This window comes from Schaalia canis (assembly GCF_003858455.1).
GTDB classification, from domain to species: domain Bacteria; phylum Actinomycetota; class Actinomycetes; order Actinomycetales; family Actinomycetaceae; genus Pauljensenia; species Pauljensenia canis.
In genome coordinates this window covers 51,511-67,983 of record NZ_RQZF01000007.1, presented here as the reverse complement: position 1 = coordinate 67,983, position 16,473 = coordinate 51,511, and the positions used below count along the sequence as shown (strand labels likewise).

Below are 16,473 nucleotides of genomic sequence, written 5' to 3'. Positions count from 1 at the left end.
AAATTCGCCTGCGAATAGCGAGGAAAACTCCGACGACCAGAGGAGCTCAAAATTTTTTGAGAAATATAAATCCTCCCTATGCTCTCAGAGGGAATGTCGATATGTTTACCCGCTTTAAAGAGAGCCCCCCCTAATAGCCGCAAAACTTTCCCCAAGCCCAGCAAAAGAAAAGTATGCATCCCCGTTAAAAATGGCGCCAGAAAACACCTCATGTCCAACACGCTCTCGGCCCACATTCAGAACCCCGGAGGATATATCAGCATCCACAAAGTTCGCCTGACTACAGAATATCGTAGGAGAAGACTGAGATAAATCAGCACGGAGCCGAGAAAAGGAAACGCCCCCCATGAAGCGAACGCCGGAAAAGTCGGCAATTCCATGAAATATAGCCCCGTTAAATTTTGCTTCCCCTTCAAAAATTGATGACTTAAACTGTCCCCCCGAAACCCTCTGATTCCCACCAAAATATGCATCTCGATAAAAGATAGTGGCAGAAAAATTTGCATCGCCTTGAAAATTAGTCGACCTCAATTCAGATTTACCAGAATTTAGAAAATCGACACTGTCCATAAATATCGATCTTTCAAACAAGACCCTCCCTCCAAAGCATGTGTCACGAAATAGCGCGATTCTTCGAAAATACGCTAAATAAAATGAGGCACCCGTCTCGAAAGAGGAGTCCCTAAAATCCGCTTCACACAAGAAATGCGATTCATCGAAGGATGCTTCACTCCAGAAAACAGTCGAGGAAAAATCAGCCCCTCCACAGAAAGTGGTACCAGAGAAGTCGGCTCCATTTACGAACACTGCCCCACTAAAGTTAATGGGGCATGAGAAATGCATTCTCCTCCACGAAATAGGCACATTCAAAGTAACCCCGGAGAGGTCCAGAGAAATCGAGCTACTCCGCCTATAAGAGATGAAGAATTGCCTAAACCAGCTATCGCCAAAGCTTTTAGTATCACCCATAGCATTAACTATTCGGAGCTCGACTTCCTGCGGGCCATATGGATTTCGCCTCAAGTATTCGGCAAAGAAGCGCAAAACCTTCGCCTCGTAACTCCACCTTGCATTCTCAAGCAGCCCGAGAAGCACCTCAACACCTTTGATACGATCAGGCACAGTAGAGGCTGATAAGAGTTGCATTCCTTGGACCCACTGATCATAAAGGTGCGCCCGCTCAGCAAACCAACGCCCACGAAATTGAAGGCCAACCAGTGATGCGCCACCCACTCCCGCAACAGCCGTGAAAATGAAAGATTCCCGACTCCTTTGTGTTCCGAGAAGGGGGACATAAGCTGGGTAAATGAAGTAAGCCAGACCCATCACGAGAAAGAGGCCCACCAGTGCCCATAAAACTGGAAGAAAAACACGACTATACGTTTCCAAATTATTCTCCGCACCCCGGACTGAATCGAATCTGCAAATTAGTTCGGAAATTTTTCATATTCGGATCGGTGCAGGAGTTCTCTCTCCTGTCAAATCTGTAGGTGCCACCCCCGCACCCGTTTTAGGAACATTGGTTCGATAGTCAGTCTGGTTGTTTTCCTTATTCTCTGCCAGGGTCATGTAGCGGACAGCAATCCCGTCGGAGTAGCCGAAGGCTGCACGTTGGAGCGCCTGCACCCACGGTTTCTTCAGCAAAGTTTCCACGGCAGGAAGCGCGAAAGAGCCAGAACTCTTCAAAGAATCCTCGCAACCACAGCAACCATTTAGGGCCGTATACTGCTCGCTTTGGTCGCGTCCCTGATGTGCTCGCACACCATCTTCGGCAACCCGGACTTCAACAACTCCGAGCCCCAAGGGCTTACCCAACCCCATACGCAGATATCCACACGCTTGCGGATCCTTAGTGAGTTCTGCCGTTGGCACCAAGTTCTCGGGTGTCAACACCCATAGAAGCGCGGCTAGCTCGGCTTCTGCAAGGTTATTAAAAGCAATCCTGGATCGCAAAACACTGCCCGGCTCAACCCAGTTCTCCGCCTTCAGACGTGTTTTATCACCAGCAGCTTCCATTCCTTCCGTTGGGGGTAGTTCCGTCGCTGAGGAGGGGAAACCCGTCTCCCCAATCAACGTCTGATGTACAGGGAACGCTGCTGCACCAAGGTACTGTCCCTCAACATAGAAACCCGATCTCGGGAGGTTTGCCCCGTTGTCATTCGGCGTCGTTCCAGAAGAATCCGTGAGGAAACGTCGCCCCGACCCCAGTTTCGCTCCCAATAGTGGCGCGAGGAGTTTCGGGCTACCGCTGATCCGCGCCTCAGACGTATCAACCGCTCCGAAACTCAGGCGCCCACGATAAGCAACATCTCCCCTCCTGGCGTCCTCCTTTGGCTCCTTAACGACATAGCCAAATAGACGATCGGCCGGAGAGGCTTCCTCTTTCCGCGACAACGGCAACACTTTCTGATCTTCCGCCAGTCGCCATGGGCTCCGCTCATAGGCATGCCTACCGACCATCATTGGAACGATCTCAAGCACCTCTGTCATGCCGCTGTTAACTTCTCCGACTACCGCAAAGGCAAGGTCCCCAACCTTAAGCCGCAAGGCCTCTTTTACAGCCGCATCCACCGATTCGACTGACGCGTTTCGTCTGGCCACTTGAACCCCATGCGTCGCCCTATTCGGCTTATGTCGATTCTTCTGAGGCAGCTTCTGCTCAACCTCGCGACGTCGCTCAGCCTCGTAACTCCTCACCACCACCTCGTAGGCTTCTGCGACCTCAGGAGATACCGTCACCCTCTCGGCACCCCGAGAATCAATATCGAAGAATACCTTCTCATCATGCTTGCGGTTAAAAAGATCTTTAGATTGAAGATGATCCGGCGTAGTTCGGTAAACAAAACCCTCAACCCTGGAGAGCGAATCCACCACCGGAACAGAAGAATCAATGCTGACCAGCTCAATCCGTTGACCATCAGAGGTATGGACATGAGTCACCTGCCAATAGGAGTACTTTCCTCCACGCCCCCCACTACCATGCAGACAAAGCGACATATCACAGGTGATCTTCTTGCCGTGTGGAGTCAACTCTCGCATGCGCTCGGTGGTCATCCCCGGTGCGAGGTGAGCGTGACCGTAGGCCATATCTTGAAGCGCAGCAGCGTACATCACCGGATACTTCACGCCTCGCTCTTCATAGTCGCCATTAGTTGTGGTATCCCCGCGGAAAAGGTCTACAGTAAGACTTCCATCTGTCCTTCTTTCAACCACACGGAGCGGAATGAGGTCCAACGCAGCCGCAGGATCGCTCCGATAGGTCAGAGGCTCTTTGTGGTCGCCAAAGACTCGAAAGCGAGAAGCCGTCAGCGTCTCATACGCGCGCGAAATCATGCCCTTCACCATGGTCGGCGGCACGAAAAGCTGGCCATCACACATCGGCAGTGAGACTGTGCTTGGTCCGTTCTGACCGTCATGCTTCTTCTGCTCACCAAAAACTAATGGCGTCCGCACGATCATCTCCAGATCGATCGTGCCACTCCAATACTCAGGAGCGAGATGATCGTGCCCAATAGCTAAGCGGTCTCCAAAGACTTCGCTCAGCTCTGGCCTAGACGCCAGAGAGGCAAGAACCTGCGGCCTCAGCACAGGAATGCGGTTGACCGCCGAGTGGAAAGGCTTTCCGCTGATGTTATCGGTCATCTCACGCCCACTTTCCTGTCATAAGTTCATCGGCGAACACGACATTGCCGTAAGTATCTTCGGTAAAGACCTCCAATGAGGCCATGATCGGACCATCAATCTCCTGGCCGTGCAGCAGGTACTGGTTCGCACGGGTCCAACAGGGCCCACCGGCTTCCGCTGTAGAAACCAAAACACGAACCTCAACGCCACCAGCACCGTTGACCCAACGCAGTTCGTGGGCGCGCAAGCCGCCAGATTCCCCCGTGCAGTCACAGCGCCACAAGCGCATCTCATACACGGTAGCCAAGTCAACGAACTCGTCCTTAGAGGTCTTAGCTCCCGCCTCATTCACACGCCGAATATCGACCGCTCCGCAGGTACTGTAGGCAATCCCTTGCCACGCAGAACCATTGGCATGCGCTTGCTGGCACAGCGCCAACGCGCTATCGACGTTTACCTCCCGCACGTCCCACCACCCGTCTGCTAGGTCTGGCAATTCCACATCTTTCAGCACAGGACGTTCGCTGCTCATGCCTGCTCCTCCGAACCTTCACCACTGGCCGAGGGGGCGGCCTCGGGCTCCTTCGTCAAATAATCCGTCCAATTACCGCTGATTTCCTCATTCATTTCGCGCAGCTTCTTGAGAAGCTCTCGCGCAATCGCCTGTCCACCGCCCTCGAGCTCCCATCGGGGCGTGCCAAGCAGTTCCTTAGGTCCGGACACTTCCACTGTCTTGACCTCCACAGCGCCCATACCGCGCGTAGCTCGGCTACCAATCGGCAGAGTTCCAGTGGCAAGTTCAGCCATCACGAGTCCTAGAAGGACGAGGGCGGCGCGGCACCTCCCCTCGGTGTAAGTCGCTGGTATCCGCTCGCCCTCCTTTACGCGGAACAGGTGTGCAAGGTTGATCTCGAGGACGATCGGCTCCCAGTCCGTATCGACGTAGTACTCCTCGGAGTACAAGCCGCCATCAATGACACCTCCTGTCCAGCGATCCCCCGCATTGTGGGTGACCGTGATCTTCTCGCCCAGTGTTCTTGATCGAACCTCGCGGACAGTCAGTGCGCCACGACGATCAGTAGTCCCAAAGAGGTCATGAATCAACGGCACGTCGGCTGCTAGCTGCTTGTGCACGTCCTCGTCCGACCAGTCCGAGGTGTACTCCCCGCCTACACCTTCGGTCGCAAACAGTATCGTCCTGGCAATCCGAGTCGCCCGATTACGCAGGGCCCCGCGAATCGACGAACCTGGGATCACCAGACAGTCGCCCTCACGATCACGCCATTGCTCGGTGGGCACGCTTTCCTTCTTCTCAGGATCGTTTTCAGCCTCTTTACGCGCTTCACGCCGTTCAGGATCGGCCACCAGAATGCCCGTCGGACTCGACCACTTTACGCGGATCGTCACTCGTTCCTGAACATCGGACACACTCTCAATGGCAGGAAGCTCTTCAAGAGGAAGCTTCTCTCCGCCGCTAAGCCATGAGACTAGCCCGTCAGGAGTATCAAGCTTTGTCCTTGTCAGGAAAACCGACTTTTCAGGCAAGTCTTGGGCGAGTGTGACACCACCCCAACCCGTGTTTTTACGCTTACCGAAAGTGATCTGCTCTGCTTTGAAGAGCTCCACAATCAAACGCAGCAGTGCTTCAACCTGCTCAGGCGTCCTGCCCGACTCGGTATCCACATGCGCGCTAATTCGCAGTTTCAGTTCCGCACCAGCAGGCAGCACCTCGTGGACGAAAAGGGCCCCATCACCCACAGCACCCCAGTAGCGGTCAATGGCGATACCTGGGCGCTCTCGCAACACAGCATGGGCACCGTCCTGGGCTTGCCTGGCACTCTTCTCTTCTGCCGCCTCCTCAACAACAGGCAGGACAATCGGATGAACAGTCAGCACCGAGGCAGCTGTCTCACCACCCCACAGCGCATTGAGGGAGTCCTTCGTGAGCAGCCCGTCCTCGTCAATTGCACCATCCGCCCGAGCGACAGTCTGCTCGCAAGCGGCACGGATCGCACCTTTGATAGAGCGCCCCGGCAGGTAAGGCTGCCCCTGACCGTCCCGAGCAAAACGCTGCGCGGTCGCTTTCCGCTCCTGCTTCGTCTCGGGGTCTTCACGATTGACCGTCTCCTCAACCCCGCCTGAGTGCAGCGCCGATGTGGTTTTCAGATACATCGTTAGTTCATAGCGCGTGATGCTCATGCCTCTACGCTCCCTTCCACTGCCTCACTATCTGCACAGTCCTCGGTGTCTGCACTGGCCTCAGTACCGGCGGGAGCCTCGTTTGGCGGCTGAGTAATGGTGATACGTTCCTCCCGCAGAAGAGGATGCCCGACCAGGATCCGCCCGTATCCTTGCGCTCTCAGGTCTCCCAGTCCGGTGGCGGCAATTTTCGCTAGCGCCTCGGTCACCTGATCCTTGTCTGCCTCCGGGGCGAGCTTCACGCGTAGAACCGACCCTGCTTGAACGGCAACGCGGGTGGGGCGAGGCTGCCCGTCGGCTCCATCGCCGCCACCTGACCATGAGTCCACTCGGCGGTGGCGAATGGACACGCGGAACAGTTCATCTTCAGGTGTATTAGGTCTCGGCTCTTCGACCCGATCCACCTCCGCTCCCGCATCTTGAAGAGCACGAAGAATATCCTCCACGCTGCCGCCATGCCCCAGGGATGCGGATCGCACCAGCAGGTCCGACGCACACCACAGGGTCGTGGTGTTGTCATCCTCCCATGGCCCATCCTCATGGTCTGAGTCAGGCTTACTCCAGTAATCGGGGTGTCGAGGTACCTCCCGAACGGCACCTGCTTGACATGTCACCTGACCGTAAGTGCCAGAAAGCTTACGCGTGCCCAGGCGCGCCTCTCCGCTAAGAACTGCAGAAAGGTCAAGAGAAGACAGTTCCTGCTGAAGCCTGGCCGACATTATGACCGTCGCGCCGAAGTCCTGTTCGGCCGCAAGCGCCCGCACTAGGAACAACTGAGCATTCGCCGTCGCACCGGTGACGGCATTGTGGGCGTTGGATTGGCGGCCAACCGTGCTGGGAGCACCAAAGGAGATAGGAGCCTCGGCACCACTATGGAAAATGAATCCTCCACGCAGTGGCACATGGGCTTCAGGGATGCCCCCATCCTTCTTCGCAGGAGCCGTCCGCAGACGGTTGAGAACATGGTCCGCATCATCGCCAGCAGCTTTGCTCCGCGACAGGCACAAGGGAGCGGGCAAGCCGACGACCGGCGTATCCTCACCGCTGCTTGGAGAACCAGGAGCTTTAGCCATGAACAGTGCATCCGAGACGAATAGATCGCCGTTTACCGCTGCATCGCGGACGATCTCACTATCAGGCATCGCAGCGCGCAGTCGGCTGTGGACCCAGGGCAGCAGGGTCGTACCACGCAGGAAGTCCAGAGTGCGCACCTCGTTGGACATGGGAACCTCGTAGGAGACCACTGGGCTGCAAAGTTTCAATGTCAGGGGGATTTCTACGAAGCCTGCGGAGGCCGTATCGTGTCCATGCGTCGCATCCCGCTGAGTCTCAATGAGAGGTGCGGCCTTGAGGTCCTGTGATGCCTCGGGAAGGTGCGGGGGCCATTTCTTCTCGCGTTCCTCTGATGACGCTGAGAGGTATTCCTCCATCTTCTTCTTGCACCACTGGCGTTGCTGAACCTCATCAGAGTGCTCGCCCACAAGCACCGTGCACTCACCATCACCAGCGCTTCGATCCGACCCGATACCACGTACCAGCGTGGCCGCAAGACTCAGGACAAAACGGACGGCCTGCTGTTGTTCTTCTGTCCACTCGATGGGGTTGCCCGCATGGTCAACCGCCATGAAATCAACTGTGCTCGTGAGCGTATTGGCCGTGGCGCGCTCAATCGTGCGGAAGAAGTCGTTCTTGACTGAGCCGGTTTCCGGGTCAATAGAGATACTCACGGCTTCAGTAGTGCACTTCTGGTTCGAGTCCTCGCGATCCTTGTCGATCTTGGCATCGCCAAAAATCAGGAGCCTGGCCGTCGTCCCTTCGCTGGGCGCGGCGTCCTCCCCGCTGCCTCCAGCGGCTCGGCCTCGTGAACCAAAAAGGCCAGCGACGAATGTCTGCCACTGCTGCGCTGCTTCATCACGACCAGCCCCGTCGGGCTCTCCACCACCATCCAGAGCGCGGGCGACGACCTCAGCCTGCTCACGCATAATGCCGGTCAGGACGGTGGCCCGCACAAGTGGATAGCCTTTCGCGTCGGTCTCAACGGTGGAGTTCACGATGCCTCGCGAGCCTTCGCCTGTAGCCACACCCCAGTTGGTTGTGAACTGAATGCGGATGGGTAACGCCTCAGGCTGCGCGGAGCGATTTGTATGTGTCATCGGTGTTCTCTCCTCACTTGCCCGAAGCGTCGTTATCATCCGAGGTCAGCCCCAGTTCACCGCGCAGATAAGCCTCTGGCAGCAGCTCCTTGAGGTTGATCAGATCGAAGAAGAACGTGTGGCTGCCAATCGCTTCACACGCCGCCTTCAGGGCTTCACTTTCGCCCTTTGCGACCTCCCATTCATCTGCGAGCAGTTGCGAAGGCTTCTTTCCATCCCGCTTGTTTGGCCCCGTTTCGATCGGCGGTAGCCCGTACTCAACTGTGTTCTTGTCCGCTGCGATCAAGGCGGCATAGCGGCGCATCCTTTGGGCTCGCGTGCCGGGGAAGGCGACCGCCTCGCTCTGGCCTTCCGCGGGAGTCAGGCCGGTAAAGAGTGCCACCTTACGGAGCATGTCGGCCCATTGTGGGGCCTCCGTTGGATGTACGTCGCCCTCGTTTGACGAGGCTGCCGCCTGACCGCTTTCGCTGACCACGAAAGTGTTGCAGGCAAGATCCTTATACCTCGCGATCAGAGCCGCAGGGTCGAGGATCGTGGTATCAACCAGCTGATGGTAAGAGAAGGTCGAGACTTGGTAGCGCTTGCCGATCGTCTTCGCTTGAGATGCCAGGTGCTCTGCCAGATCGTAGGCCAAGTGGAAGGGAAAGGCGGTGCGCACAATCGCAATACCCGCGCCTGCCGTGAATTTCCCATCCTCAGCAACGACTGACAGTAGCGGATCTGCCGCAGTGGCCTGCTCGAAGGCGCGAAGGAATTCTGCGGTGAACGGTATGGCATAGTCGCCATCGGCAATGACAGTTGCATCATCGCCACCCAAGAGCACAGGCACGACATGCACGATTTGTTCATCCGTTAAGCCGTCACGAACGACCTCGGGATATTGCAGGCGTGCAACCAGCCAGTAAGCATGGCGGCACGCGTCGGCGATGGCTTTTTCGAGGGCTGCGTTAATGGCCTTCACGAAATTGGGGAAGGCGTCAGAATTGTTTTTGTTGAGATCTAGCTTCTCTTCTGACTGCTTGAGACGTGTCAGCAGTTCAGGATGTTTTTGAACCTCCTCCAATGCCACCTGAAGGTTTTGCATGAGAGCGCCAATGCCGTTGCCATCAATGTGAATAACCGCCACCCTGGAAAGCAGTCTCTCATCCTTCTTCGGTGGGGTGAGGGGGGCCTTCCCTTCGAACGCTCGCTCCATTGCCGTGAGCTGCTTGTCAAGCTGTTGTTTCAGCTCATCCTCAAGCTTGTTCGTATCCCTGCGGAGGTTTTGCCATTCAAGTGCACCTTCGCCACCGTCCTCGGCCATGCTCTCCAGGAAGCCCTCACGCCCGTGCAGCGCATAGTAACGCTTGATGCGGCTTGGTAGCGCCAAAGCTGTCGCCCGGTCATCCTTAGCTTCATCCGACAGCGCGGGAATGAATGTCTTCAAACGAGGTGAAGCAGGTAGCGAGGAATCGCGCCCGCGCACAAGAAAGGGCATCTGAGGGAAGCGTGCTTGTGCTGGTGCCCGTGAAACCGCATGGCGTGCAGCGACCTCGTGGATTTTTCTCAGATGATCGCCGGTCACGGGTCCGTTTCCAATCCCGATGTGCACACCCGTGACATCCATGCCTGGCGCTTGTGCGGCCACTCGCTGCGTGACAGCGGAAATAAGTTGACGCGCGGCGACATCGTCATCCACGCGGAGAATCACCTTGCCGGAGGAACGAGAAACGCAGGCATCCTCGTATGAACGAGCAATACGAGCTTTTTCCTTGTCCGAGAGAGAAACACATGCGTCTTTGTCTGAGTGAGACTTCTTGCGCTTTAGTTCGCAGTATGCATCTTTCGTCCAGGCGTCTAACTGAGTCAACAGATATGACGCCCCAATCGCATCGCGTAAACGCGGGGACGCAAAGACAAAACGCTGGTTGCCATTTGTTTCCAGCATGACCAGGTGCATCAGGAACCTCCTTTGGTTCATCTCTACAGACAGTCTGACACAGCATCCCCGAATCTCCATCATCCGTAGGCCGACCTGGGAAAATGACTGCGCACTCCGATAGTTTGCGCAAAACCTTTTCTTTTCTTCTCCGAAGAGTCACAATTGAACATTGCGCGGTAACGAGGCCGCGGAGAGGACACAGACAATGACACTAGTGGTACACGTTGTAGGGCTCGCTGATCTGGGGATTGATCAACCAAAGTTCTGTGAGAAAGAAATTCCCACTGCCGTGGCCTCAAGTTTCACTACTCTCAGCAGCCAACTCAGACTCTCACAAATTGCAACCCCATCTGAAGATGAGCTATGGAACGCTGTCTTCCAGAGCTCCTTTCCAACCGCAGAAAAGCTTGAAGACTTCGTTTCTTTCACCGCAAAAACTTCAGAGGAAACCCCACCTCTGGCCAAAATCTTTGAAAATGCTCAGCGGGCTGGAGACGATTCAATCTCGCTTCTATTGGTTGGATGCAAAGGCGGACACACCCCCACTGATGCACTTGCTCACGCACTTCACTCGGTACTCAGAGCCCTCTCGACAAGGATTAGCAAGGCATACGGATGCTCACTAGAGCTCCCCGACCCACTGATTTTTCCATCACTCCAGGAAACGGACAACATAGAGAGTGCTCAGAGAACACTCGAAGCGATTGCTCAAGAAACCCCCGACTCAGTCGCCCGCCTAGTCTTCGGCGGAGGAGCCACTAGTCTCCTATTAACCTGCGCAGCAGCGCTTGAAGCCACGTATAGAGGAAAATGGTCCATTCTGCCCCTCAAGGAGGATGCCCAGACACTTGTTGAGCTTATGAACAAACAAGCATCCATTGAACAAACCCAATGGGGCTGGCTCATGGGGCTAGGGTTTCCAACTATTGCGGCAAAGCTCTTCCCAGAAGATCAAACCATTCAAGAAGCTGTTAACAAGATCGAAATAGCGCTAGGCGAGAAGAGTCCCGAAACTCCCTCCAACGCCGAGGAAGAGCTCGCCGATGCTCTCGCTTTCCTTAGCCTTCTGGATGTCTCCCGTGGGGATTTAGCAGGCGGAATGTCGATACGAGCGTGGATTGAGGCGGAATATCAACGCCGCCGGAAAGAATGCGGTTCCCAATCCAACCTCTTTGACTCCAAGCTATTTCTTGGCAAGGTCATTGGTGAGGCTCAGAAGGTGGTGAAGAGTACCGGCGACTCAGCACCTGCCTGCGACCAATGGCTAGCAGATCGATCTCAGCTCAACCAACTTGCTGCCAAGGCAACCCATAGTTTTAAGAGCCTTGCGGAAGGTTCCTCATCTCAAGAAAATCTTTTCACGGAGCTTCTTTCTACTGTAAGGATTCCTCGACCCACATGGCTCTCCTGGCCGTCACCAGCAGTCTGCTTCCTTTATGCAGAAGGCATTCGCAGGCAACCTACTAGCTCTCACCAAACGACTACGAATCCCTCAGACAAGGGAAGACTCCCATTCCCTCTTCAAATACTAAAAACCCCTATTGATCATGACGTTGATGTGGCAGTTGGGCATCCAGCCACTAAACGGCTACATGTCTTCTCTGCTACCACGCCAGAATCACATCAATATGCGCTTGAGACACGCGACTCAGTTGACAGCCTTAAGAGAGCCCCGTCAACCCAGAGCGCTTGGGATTTGCCGGCGACCACCTTCACGATGCATGACTATCGCACGCCAGCAAGTGCTCAGCACAAACCCCTTCAGGACCTCCATGGGCGCGTCGACTGCTGGCTTCGCACCCACGAGCCGCGATGTATCATCGTTGGCGCTTCTGGCCCAAAAGAAGTAGTCATGACTCTACTCATGGCCGCGCAAAAGTATGGCGCTCTCCACGCAGTTCCCGTTTTTTTAGCCTCCACAGTCAGTTACAACGAATCAAAGCAATCGAAGTTCACTATCCAGTTTCATCGATTCGGATTAAGCTCCCTCTCCCACCAGACACTGATTGAAGCTGCCAACTATTGCATGGATCGCTTCGACTTCTACACAGCGGCCCGAATCCTAGCTGCGGGTGATTCGAAGATGCAGCAACTGGCACCAAAGGCCCACACACTTGCAACAGAACTCACTCGTGCCGTCAATGCTCCAAATCCGAATGATGAAGCCTCGGTAATCGTTGACGTAATGGATGTTGTGAAAGAGCTTTTTGTAACCGATCGAATCAGTATTGAAGCGCAGCATCGACTCGCGGTCATTATCGGTGAATTGATGCCCTCCAACGCGCACGGCACATCCCCGCTCAGCAACAATCAATCGCCCACAGATATTCATGGCCGCCTAGTGGACCTCGAAGCCAGCCAGCTGATCACTCTTCTCCGCGAGGTTAGGAACCGCCTTCCCATCACACACGGCACGCTCTCCTTTAGCGATGTTCTCGCTAATGTGCGTGAGCGCGGTGGAAGAGATCAAAAAGTTCGCCAGTCACCCCTAGAGTTCCCTGAAGGCAAAGAACCCAGCTACAAGGTTCTCTTGGAGTGCGCCATCGATAAGATTCGAGCACATCCTGAAGCCTCGGGTTTCCATGCCAATAGCCATGGCTCCTGGTACCAGCAGTACCACGCCCTACGCGAATCCCTCGGCCAACTGCTCGAAGCCGCCACAGTTGACAGATCCGCCGACGCTCCATCCCCCCAAACCCCCTCGCTAGAATCGTGACGACTCCACATGCACCCCTCCAGATTGCACCACCATGACGAACTCGGACGATTATCCGGCACTTGATATCCGCGATCTCACGCGCATGCGCGCGATTATCACTATTGAGCTTGGCTGCACGCAGCCCTGGGACCACGTTCTCGCAGCCAGCTCGGACACAGTGAACCATGACGCTCAACGCTGGCAGTCCGGGCCCCTGCGCATGCGCTCATTCGACCAACAGACGGGGAAGACGTTCGTTTCCGACAATGCCCAGCACAGCGCGGTTTTGAATCCAGAGTATGGAAAACTCGTAGTCGACGACAGCATCCGCCAGCACCTTCTCCTTCCCGCCCCGCAGATCTTCCTTGTGGAGGAAACACACGTTCTGCAGGTGGACGCTTTCGATCTCCTCCACGTTCGCACCACCCCCGGTGGGGGTTTTCGCGCGCTGCTGTCAATCCACGCACATGTGCTCACCCCCGACCAGAGCCATGTCTCCCGCGCTCTTCGGCACCGTCACCACGTTTTCGAGCTGGTGAAGCGGGTCCGGGCGCTCTTTGCCGCGGAAGGCACCCTCGCAGCAAACACGCTCTACTTTCCTGGCCATGAAAAGGATCCAGAGGAGCCACACGAACGCCCACCTTTCCCTCCTCCACCATTCCTGAGCCTTTGGATTCCACCGCAGATCGTTGCGCACGCATGCGCGTCACCTTCACAGCAGCGCTCCGCCCTCGCCGCCCTGGGGTGGCAGTGGACGCAACTACCTGGACGTGATGGGGTTGCCTTCGACGAACAGAAGATTGACGAGGCCGACGCCCAACTAGAAGTCCTCTCGCAAAGCTGGGCTATCTCCGTTGCTGAGTTTGCCGTTGCCTATCTTCCCCGGGAAGACAAGGGCTATGCCCATCAAGCAATGACTCACATGTTCACCTCGCACAATGACGTGTGCGTGCTGGTTCTGCGAACACGCCTTCTGCTGAAGTATTTCTCCCTCCAAGCCGCTGAACTCGCGCAATCCCTGAACACTGCGCTTCACACGCTTGCGTCATCCACCACTTCGCGTGAGGGCGTCGGCCTGGAAAATAGAGGTGAACTCGCTGCGATTGTCGATCAGGCGATTCGCCTGGATGCGGCGGCGGCGGCATTCCTTGCCTCCACCTGGGGTCGGGATGTGAGCGCCCGCGATCACCTGGATATCTTGCTCGGGCGCCTCCAAGCGGTGGGCTATCTTGAGGCAGATATTTCGCATCTCACCGAGCAAGCGCGCTGGCTACGCGACAGCACGCAGACGCTCATTGAGCGGGAAGAACATCGTCTTGATCAAAAGCGTGCAATGATCGAAGAACGCCGACAGCACTCAGCACACACCTTGAACTGGGTCCTCGGAGTACTGACAATTGCTGGTGTTCCACTGGCAGCCGTGGTGAACCTTTTTGCCAGCGATAAGCTCCCCGATTTTCTGCCCCTCACGTCAGGGGGTCTGCTTCTTGCGAGCGTCGCTATTCCCTCGGTCTTGATTCTTCCCATCGCTGTTTTTCGTCTGGCCCGGTGGCTGAAGGCGAAATGGACGCGGACAGGCACTGAGACGCACTGAGACTGAAGAGGGCTGACTCTCTTATGCTCTGGCGCATTTGGTCGCGACCCCTATTCCTCCACAGCCCGCGCCACCATCACGCCCAGTCCGTAGCTCGTGTAGGACCCGGCATTCGTGTAGCGGCTCAGCGCCATGAGTTGTGAGAACTCCTGGGCGTAGGCGCCTTCTTCCAGGGCATCAATCCACATGTGCCCCTCGTAGGCTTCAATGCTGCGCGAGGCCAGGCGACCTCGTTTATCACCGCGCCCCTTAGCCAGGCTCAGTGTCACCGGTTGAAGCTCACTCTCCCAGTCGAAAAGCGCCTCAATCTCATCGCGGTTCGGCTTTGACGGTGCGCTCGCAGAATCGTAACTCCACCAGCGCTGCTGCAAACTCGTTGCCAGGCCAGCCGGCGTCACCCCATAGATATGCGAGCCGCGCGAAGAAAAAACGATCGGCGTCAAAAACTCCACATCCCACGACATTGCCACAGGCGTGGCAGCAAGTTCCTCCCAGGACACCATCGAGGTAATCTGCGCGTCCAAAGCAGCCAAATGCACAGTATCTGGACCGCCATCTCCGATTGGCAGCACGCCACCCCAGGCCAGCCACGCATCCAAAGTTGAGATCAGCCTGTCATCCAGAAGGCGTATCTCCATCACGAAGGCATCACCAATCTGGCTCATCTCACCGATGGAATAGGGTTTCGGCCCACCATTGTCGTGCGTGGGCCGGTGCGCCAGAGAGGCAATCGTCCGTGCCCGCTCAGGATCAATCCCCTCAGGAATATCAAAAATGCGCCCCAATGCGGCGTGTAGGCGCCGAGGCGTCGCAGGGACGGGTGCGGGCGCATCAAAGCGGACAAAGATCGTTGCAGGCACGAGAATCCTCCAGGTCTTACACGGTGACCAGCGAAACCCCCTGGCGCACGTCCACGCGCGCCAGGGGGGCCGCAGCTTTGAGGGTGATGCGTGGCACTCAGTATTTGATGTCAGTGCCCAGCTCGTCAGGGCCGACCTCGCCAACATAACGCGCGCGCTCTTGGATGGCGCGGCGGCGCGAGTAGCGGGCCAGGGACAATTCGGCGATGGAGTCAACAACCATCAGGCCACCAACAATGCCTGCCAGCACTGTCCAGCCTGAACGCGGGGGGCGCTTAATGATGGAGAATCCCAGCAGGCCAGCGCCCACGGCAGCCTCGGCAGCCACAGCCGCGCGGAACGCCCACGGGCGGTCCACAGCGAAGCTCTCGTAAGCGTCCCACAGGGGGTGGGTGGGGCCTTCCATGTCGGTCAGCAGCATGTCAACGCTGCGGCCAATAGCAGCCGGGACGCCGCGCGAACGGTGGAAGGTTGCGCCCTCAACCTCGTCCAGAGCAACCTCGCCAGCCAGGAATCCCACCACAGATTCCGGTAGGCCCAGGGCGCGAACGGCCTCGCGCCATGCCTGGCCATTCTTCGAGGAGCGTGCGGCGGCAACGAAAGCGTCCGCGTCAGCGCCGGGAACAGCGCCAGCGATACGCAGCAGGTCTTGACGCGAGGTCACCAGGTCGGTCAGTTCAGGATCCAGCTCCGCCGTACCGTAGGGCGTTCCGCCGCCCACGAAAACGCGGGTTGCTGACCAGTCGTAGGCGGACATGTGCTCGATGTGGTCGTCAGTGACCAGCAGTGTGCTCAGGCCGTGAGAGTTGATTGCCAGGGTGACTGTTGGCAGGTCGCCAAAGCCCCACCCTGCAGCACCTTCGGGCAGGTTCGCCAGAAGCGCCCTCCACCCGCCGGTAAGTTCAAGATCGGCAACGTCAATGCCCTCCACAGCGGCAAGAAGGGGCACTGACGAGGCCACCGTCCGGGCCAGTTCCACGATGCGCGTGGGGTTGGGGAATACGTCGTCAAGCTGGTGGTCCTCATCGCAGCAGTCGGGCGCACTGTCAGCCTCAGCGTCAGAATCATGCGGGCCGCCGGAAAGGTCCGTGCCTTCAGCAGGTTCAGCGTCTGCGGGGAAGTGGTCGGCAAGGGCGGTGCCGATACGCACTTCAGCATCCAGCAGGCTTGCCAATTCGCTGGCAAGTTCGTCCAGGGTGGGGCCTTCGCTCAGGTGGCTGCCGTCTTTGGCGAGGATCCCGACGTGGCCGTCTTTTTCTGTGACGACGAGGCTCAGCGGGTTGGGCGCGTAGTCGAACCATGAGAGTTCTGCCATGACGCCGCGTTCACGCAGAACTTCTGCGACAAGTTCGGGGTCGAGGGTGGGGCCGAGCAGTACGCCGTGGCAGCGGGTCCAGTCCTGAAGTTGAGCCTGCGACATCGCG

Annotated in this window: 10 protein-coding genes; 2 read left to right on the top strand and 8 right to left on the bottom strand. The window is 56.8% G+C overall.

Going from position 1 to position 16,473, the window contains the following annotated elements:
* Nucleotides 1-114: 114 nt before the first annotated feature.
* From EII11_RS07410 to EII11_RS07385, 6 genes are read right to left on the bottom strand one after another with little or no spacing between them, the layout of a single operon-like run.
* On the bottom strand, nt 115-1,389 hold the full coding sequence (locus EII11_RS07410) for a pentapeptide repeat-containing protein (RefSeq protein WP_124870916.1): 1,275 nt from the start codon (nt 1,387-1,389) through the stop codon (nt 115-117).
* A 54-nt stretch (nt 1,390-1,443) separates the two neighbouring features.
* Entirely contained in the window at nt 1,444-3,642 is a 2,199-nt protein-coding gene (locus tag EII11_RS07405) for a hypothetical protein (RefSeq protein WP_124870913.1), read from the bottom strand.
* A gap of 1 nt (nt 3,643) precedes the next feature.
* Nucleotides 3,644-4,156 carry a hypothetical protein gene (locus EII11_RS07400; RefSeq protein WP_124870910.1) on the bottom strand — a complete coding sequence of 171 codons (513 nt, stop codon included), beginning with the start codon at nt 4,154-4,156 and terminating at the stop codon, nt 3,644-3,646.
* A complete protein-coding gene (locus tag EII11_RS07395; RefSeq protein WP_124870907.1) occupies nt 4,153-5,823 on the bottom strand; it encodes an RAMP superfamily CRISPR-associated protein in 1,671 nt (556 codons plus the stop codon). Before EII11_RS07395 ends, EII11_RS07400 begins: the two co-directional genes overlap by 4 nt.
* A complete protein-coding gene (locus EII11_RS07390) occupies nt 5,820-7,976 on the bottom strand; it encodes an RAMP superfamily CRISPR-associated protein (RefSeq protein WP_165867102.1) in 2,157 nt (718 codons plus the stop codon). The genes EII11_RS07395 and EII11_RS07390 overlap by 4 nt, the downstream gene beginning before the upstream one ends.
* A 13-nt stretch (nt 7,977-7,989) precedes the next feature.
* Complete coding sequence (locus EII11_RS07385) at nt 7,990-9,915, bottom strand: Cas10/Cmr2 second palm domain-containing protein (protein WP_124870901.1); 1,926 nt, start codon at nt 9,913-9,915, stop codon at nt 7,990-7,992.
* Between the two features lie 187 nt (nt 9,916-10,102).
* On the opposite strand from EII11_RS07385, the gene EII11_RS07380 reads away from it, so the two are divergent.
* A complete protein-coding gene (locus EII11_RS07380; RefSeq protein ID WP_124870898.1) occupies nt 10,103-12,613 on the top strand; it encodes a hypothetical protein in 2,511 nt (836 codons plus the stop codon).
* A gap of 34 nt (nt 12,614-12,647) precedes the next feature.
* Nucleotides 12,648-14,189: a hypothetical protein gene (locus EII11_RS07375; RefSeq protein WP_124870895.1), complete on the top strand. Its 1,542-nt coding sequence runs from the start codon at nt 12,648-12,650 to the stop codon at nt 14,187-14,189.
* Nucleotides 14,190-14,239: 50 nt separating this feature from the next.
* Here the strand turns inward: EII11_RS07375 and cas6 are convergent, their stop codons facing one another.
* Nucleotides 14,240-15,049: a CRISPR system precrRNA processing endoribonuclease RAMP protein Cas6 gene (cas6, locus tag EII11_RS07370; RefSeq protein WP_124870892.1), complete on the bottom strand. Its 810-nt coding sequence runs from the start codon at nt 15,047-15,049 to the stop codon at nt 14,240-14,242.
* A 97-nt stretch (nt 15,050-15,146) separates the two neighbouring features.
* A complete protein-coding gene (locus EII11_RS07365; RefSeq protein ID WP_124870889.1) occupies nt 15,147-16,469 on the bottom strand; it encodes a hypothetical protein in 1,323 nt (440 codons plus the stop codon).
* Between the last annotated feature and the right edge of the window lie 4 nt (nt 16,470-16,473).

What these genes read in the sequence shown, in the direction of transcription:
- EII11_RS07375 (WP_124870895.1), top strand. Translation starts at nt 12,648, where the DNA reads ATGACGAACTCGGACGATTATCCGGCACTTGATATCCGCGATCTCACG.
- EII11_RS07385 (WP_124870901.1), bottom strand. Translation starts at nt 9,915, where the DNA reads ATGCACCTGGTCATGCTGGAAACAAATGGCAACCAGCGTTTTGTCTTT.
- EII11_RS07405 (WP_124870913.1), bottom strand. Translation starts at nt 3,642, where the DNA reads ATGACCGATAACATCAGCGGAAAGCCTTTCCACTCGGCGGTCAACCGC.
- EII11_RS07400 (WP_124870910.1), bottom strand. Translation starts at nt 4,156, where the DNA reads ATGAGCAGCGAACGTCCTGTGCTGAAAGATGTGGAATTGCCAGACCTA.
- EII11_RS07395 (WP_124870907.1), bottom strand. Translation starts at nt 5,823, where the DNA reads ATGAGCATCACGCGCTATGAACTAACGATGTATCTGAAAACCACATCG.
- EII11_RS07380 (WP_124870898.1), top strand. Translation starts at nt 10,103, where the DNA reads ATGACACTAGTGGTACACGTTGTAGGGCTCGCTGATCTGGGGATTGAT.
- EII11_RS07390 (WP_165867102.1), bottom strand. Translation starts at nt 7,976, where the DNA reads ATGACACATACAAATCGCTCCGCGCAGCCTGAGGCGTTACCCATCCGC.
- EII11_RS07365 (WP_124870889.1), bottom strand. Translation starts at nt 16,469, where the DNA reads ATGTCGCAGGCTCAACTTCAGGACTGGACCCGCTGCCACGGCGTACTG.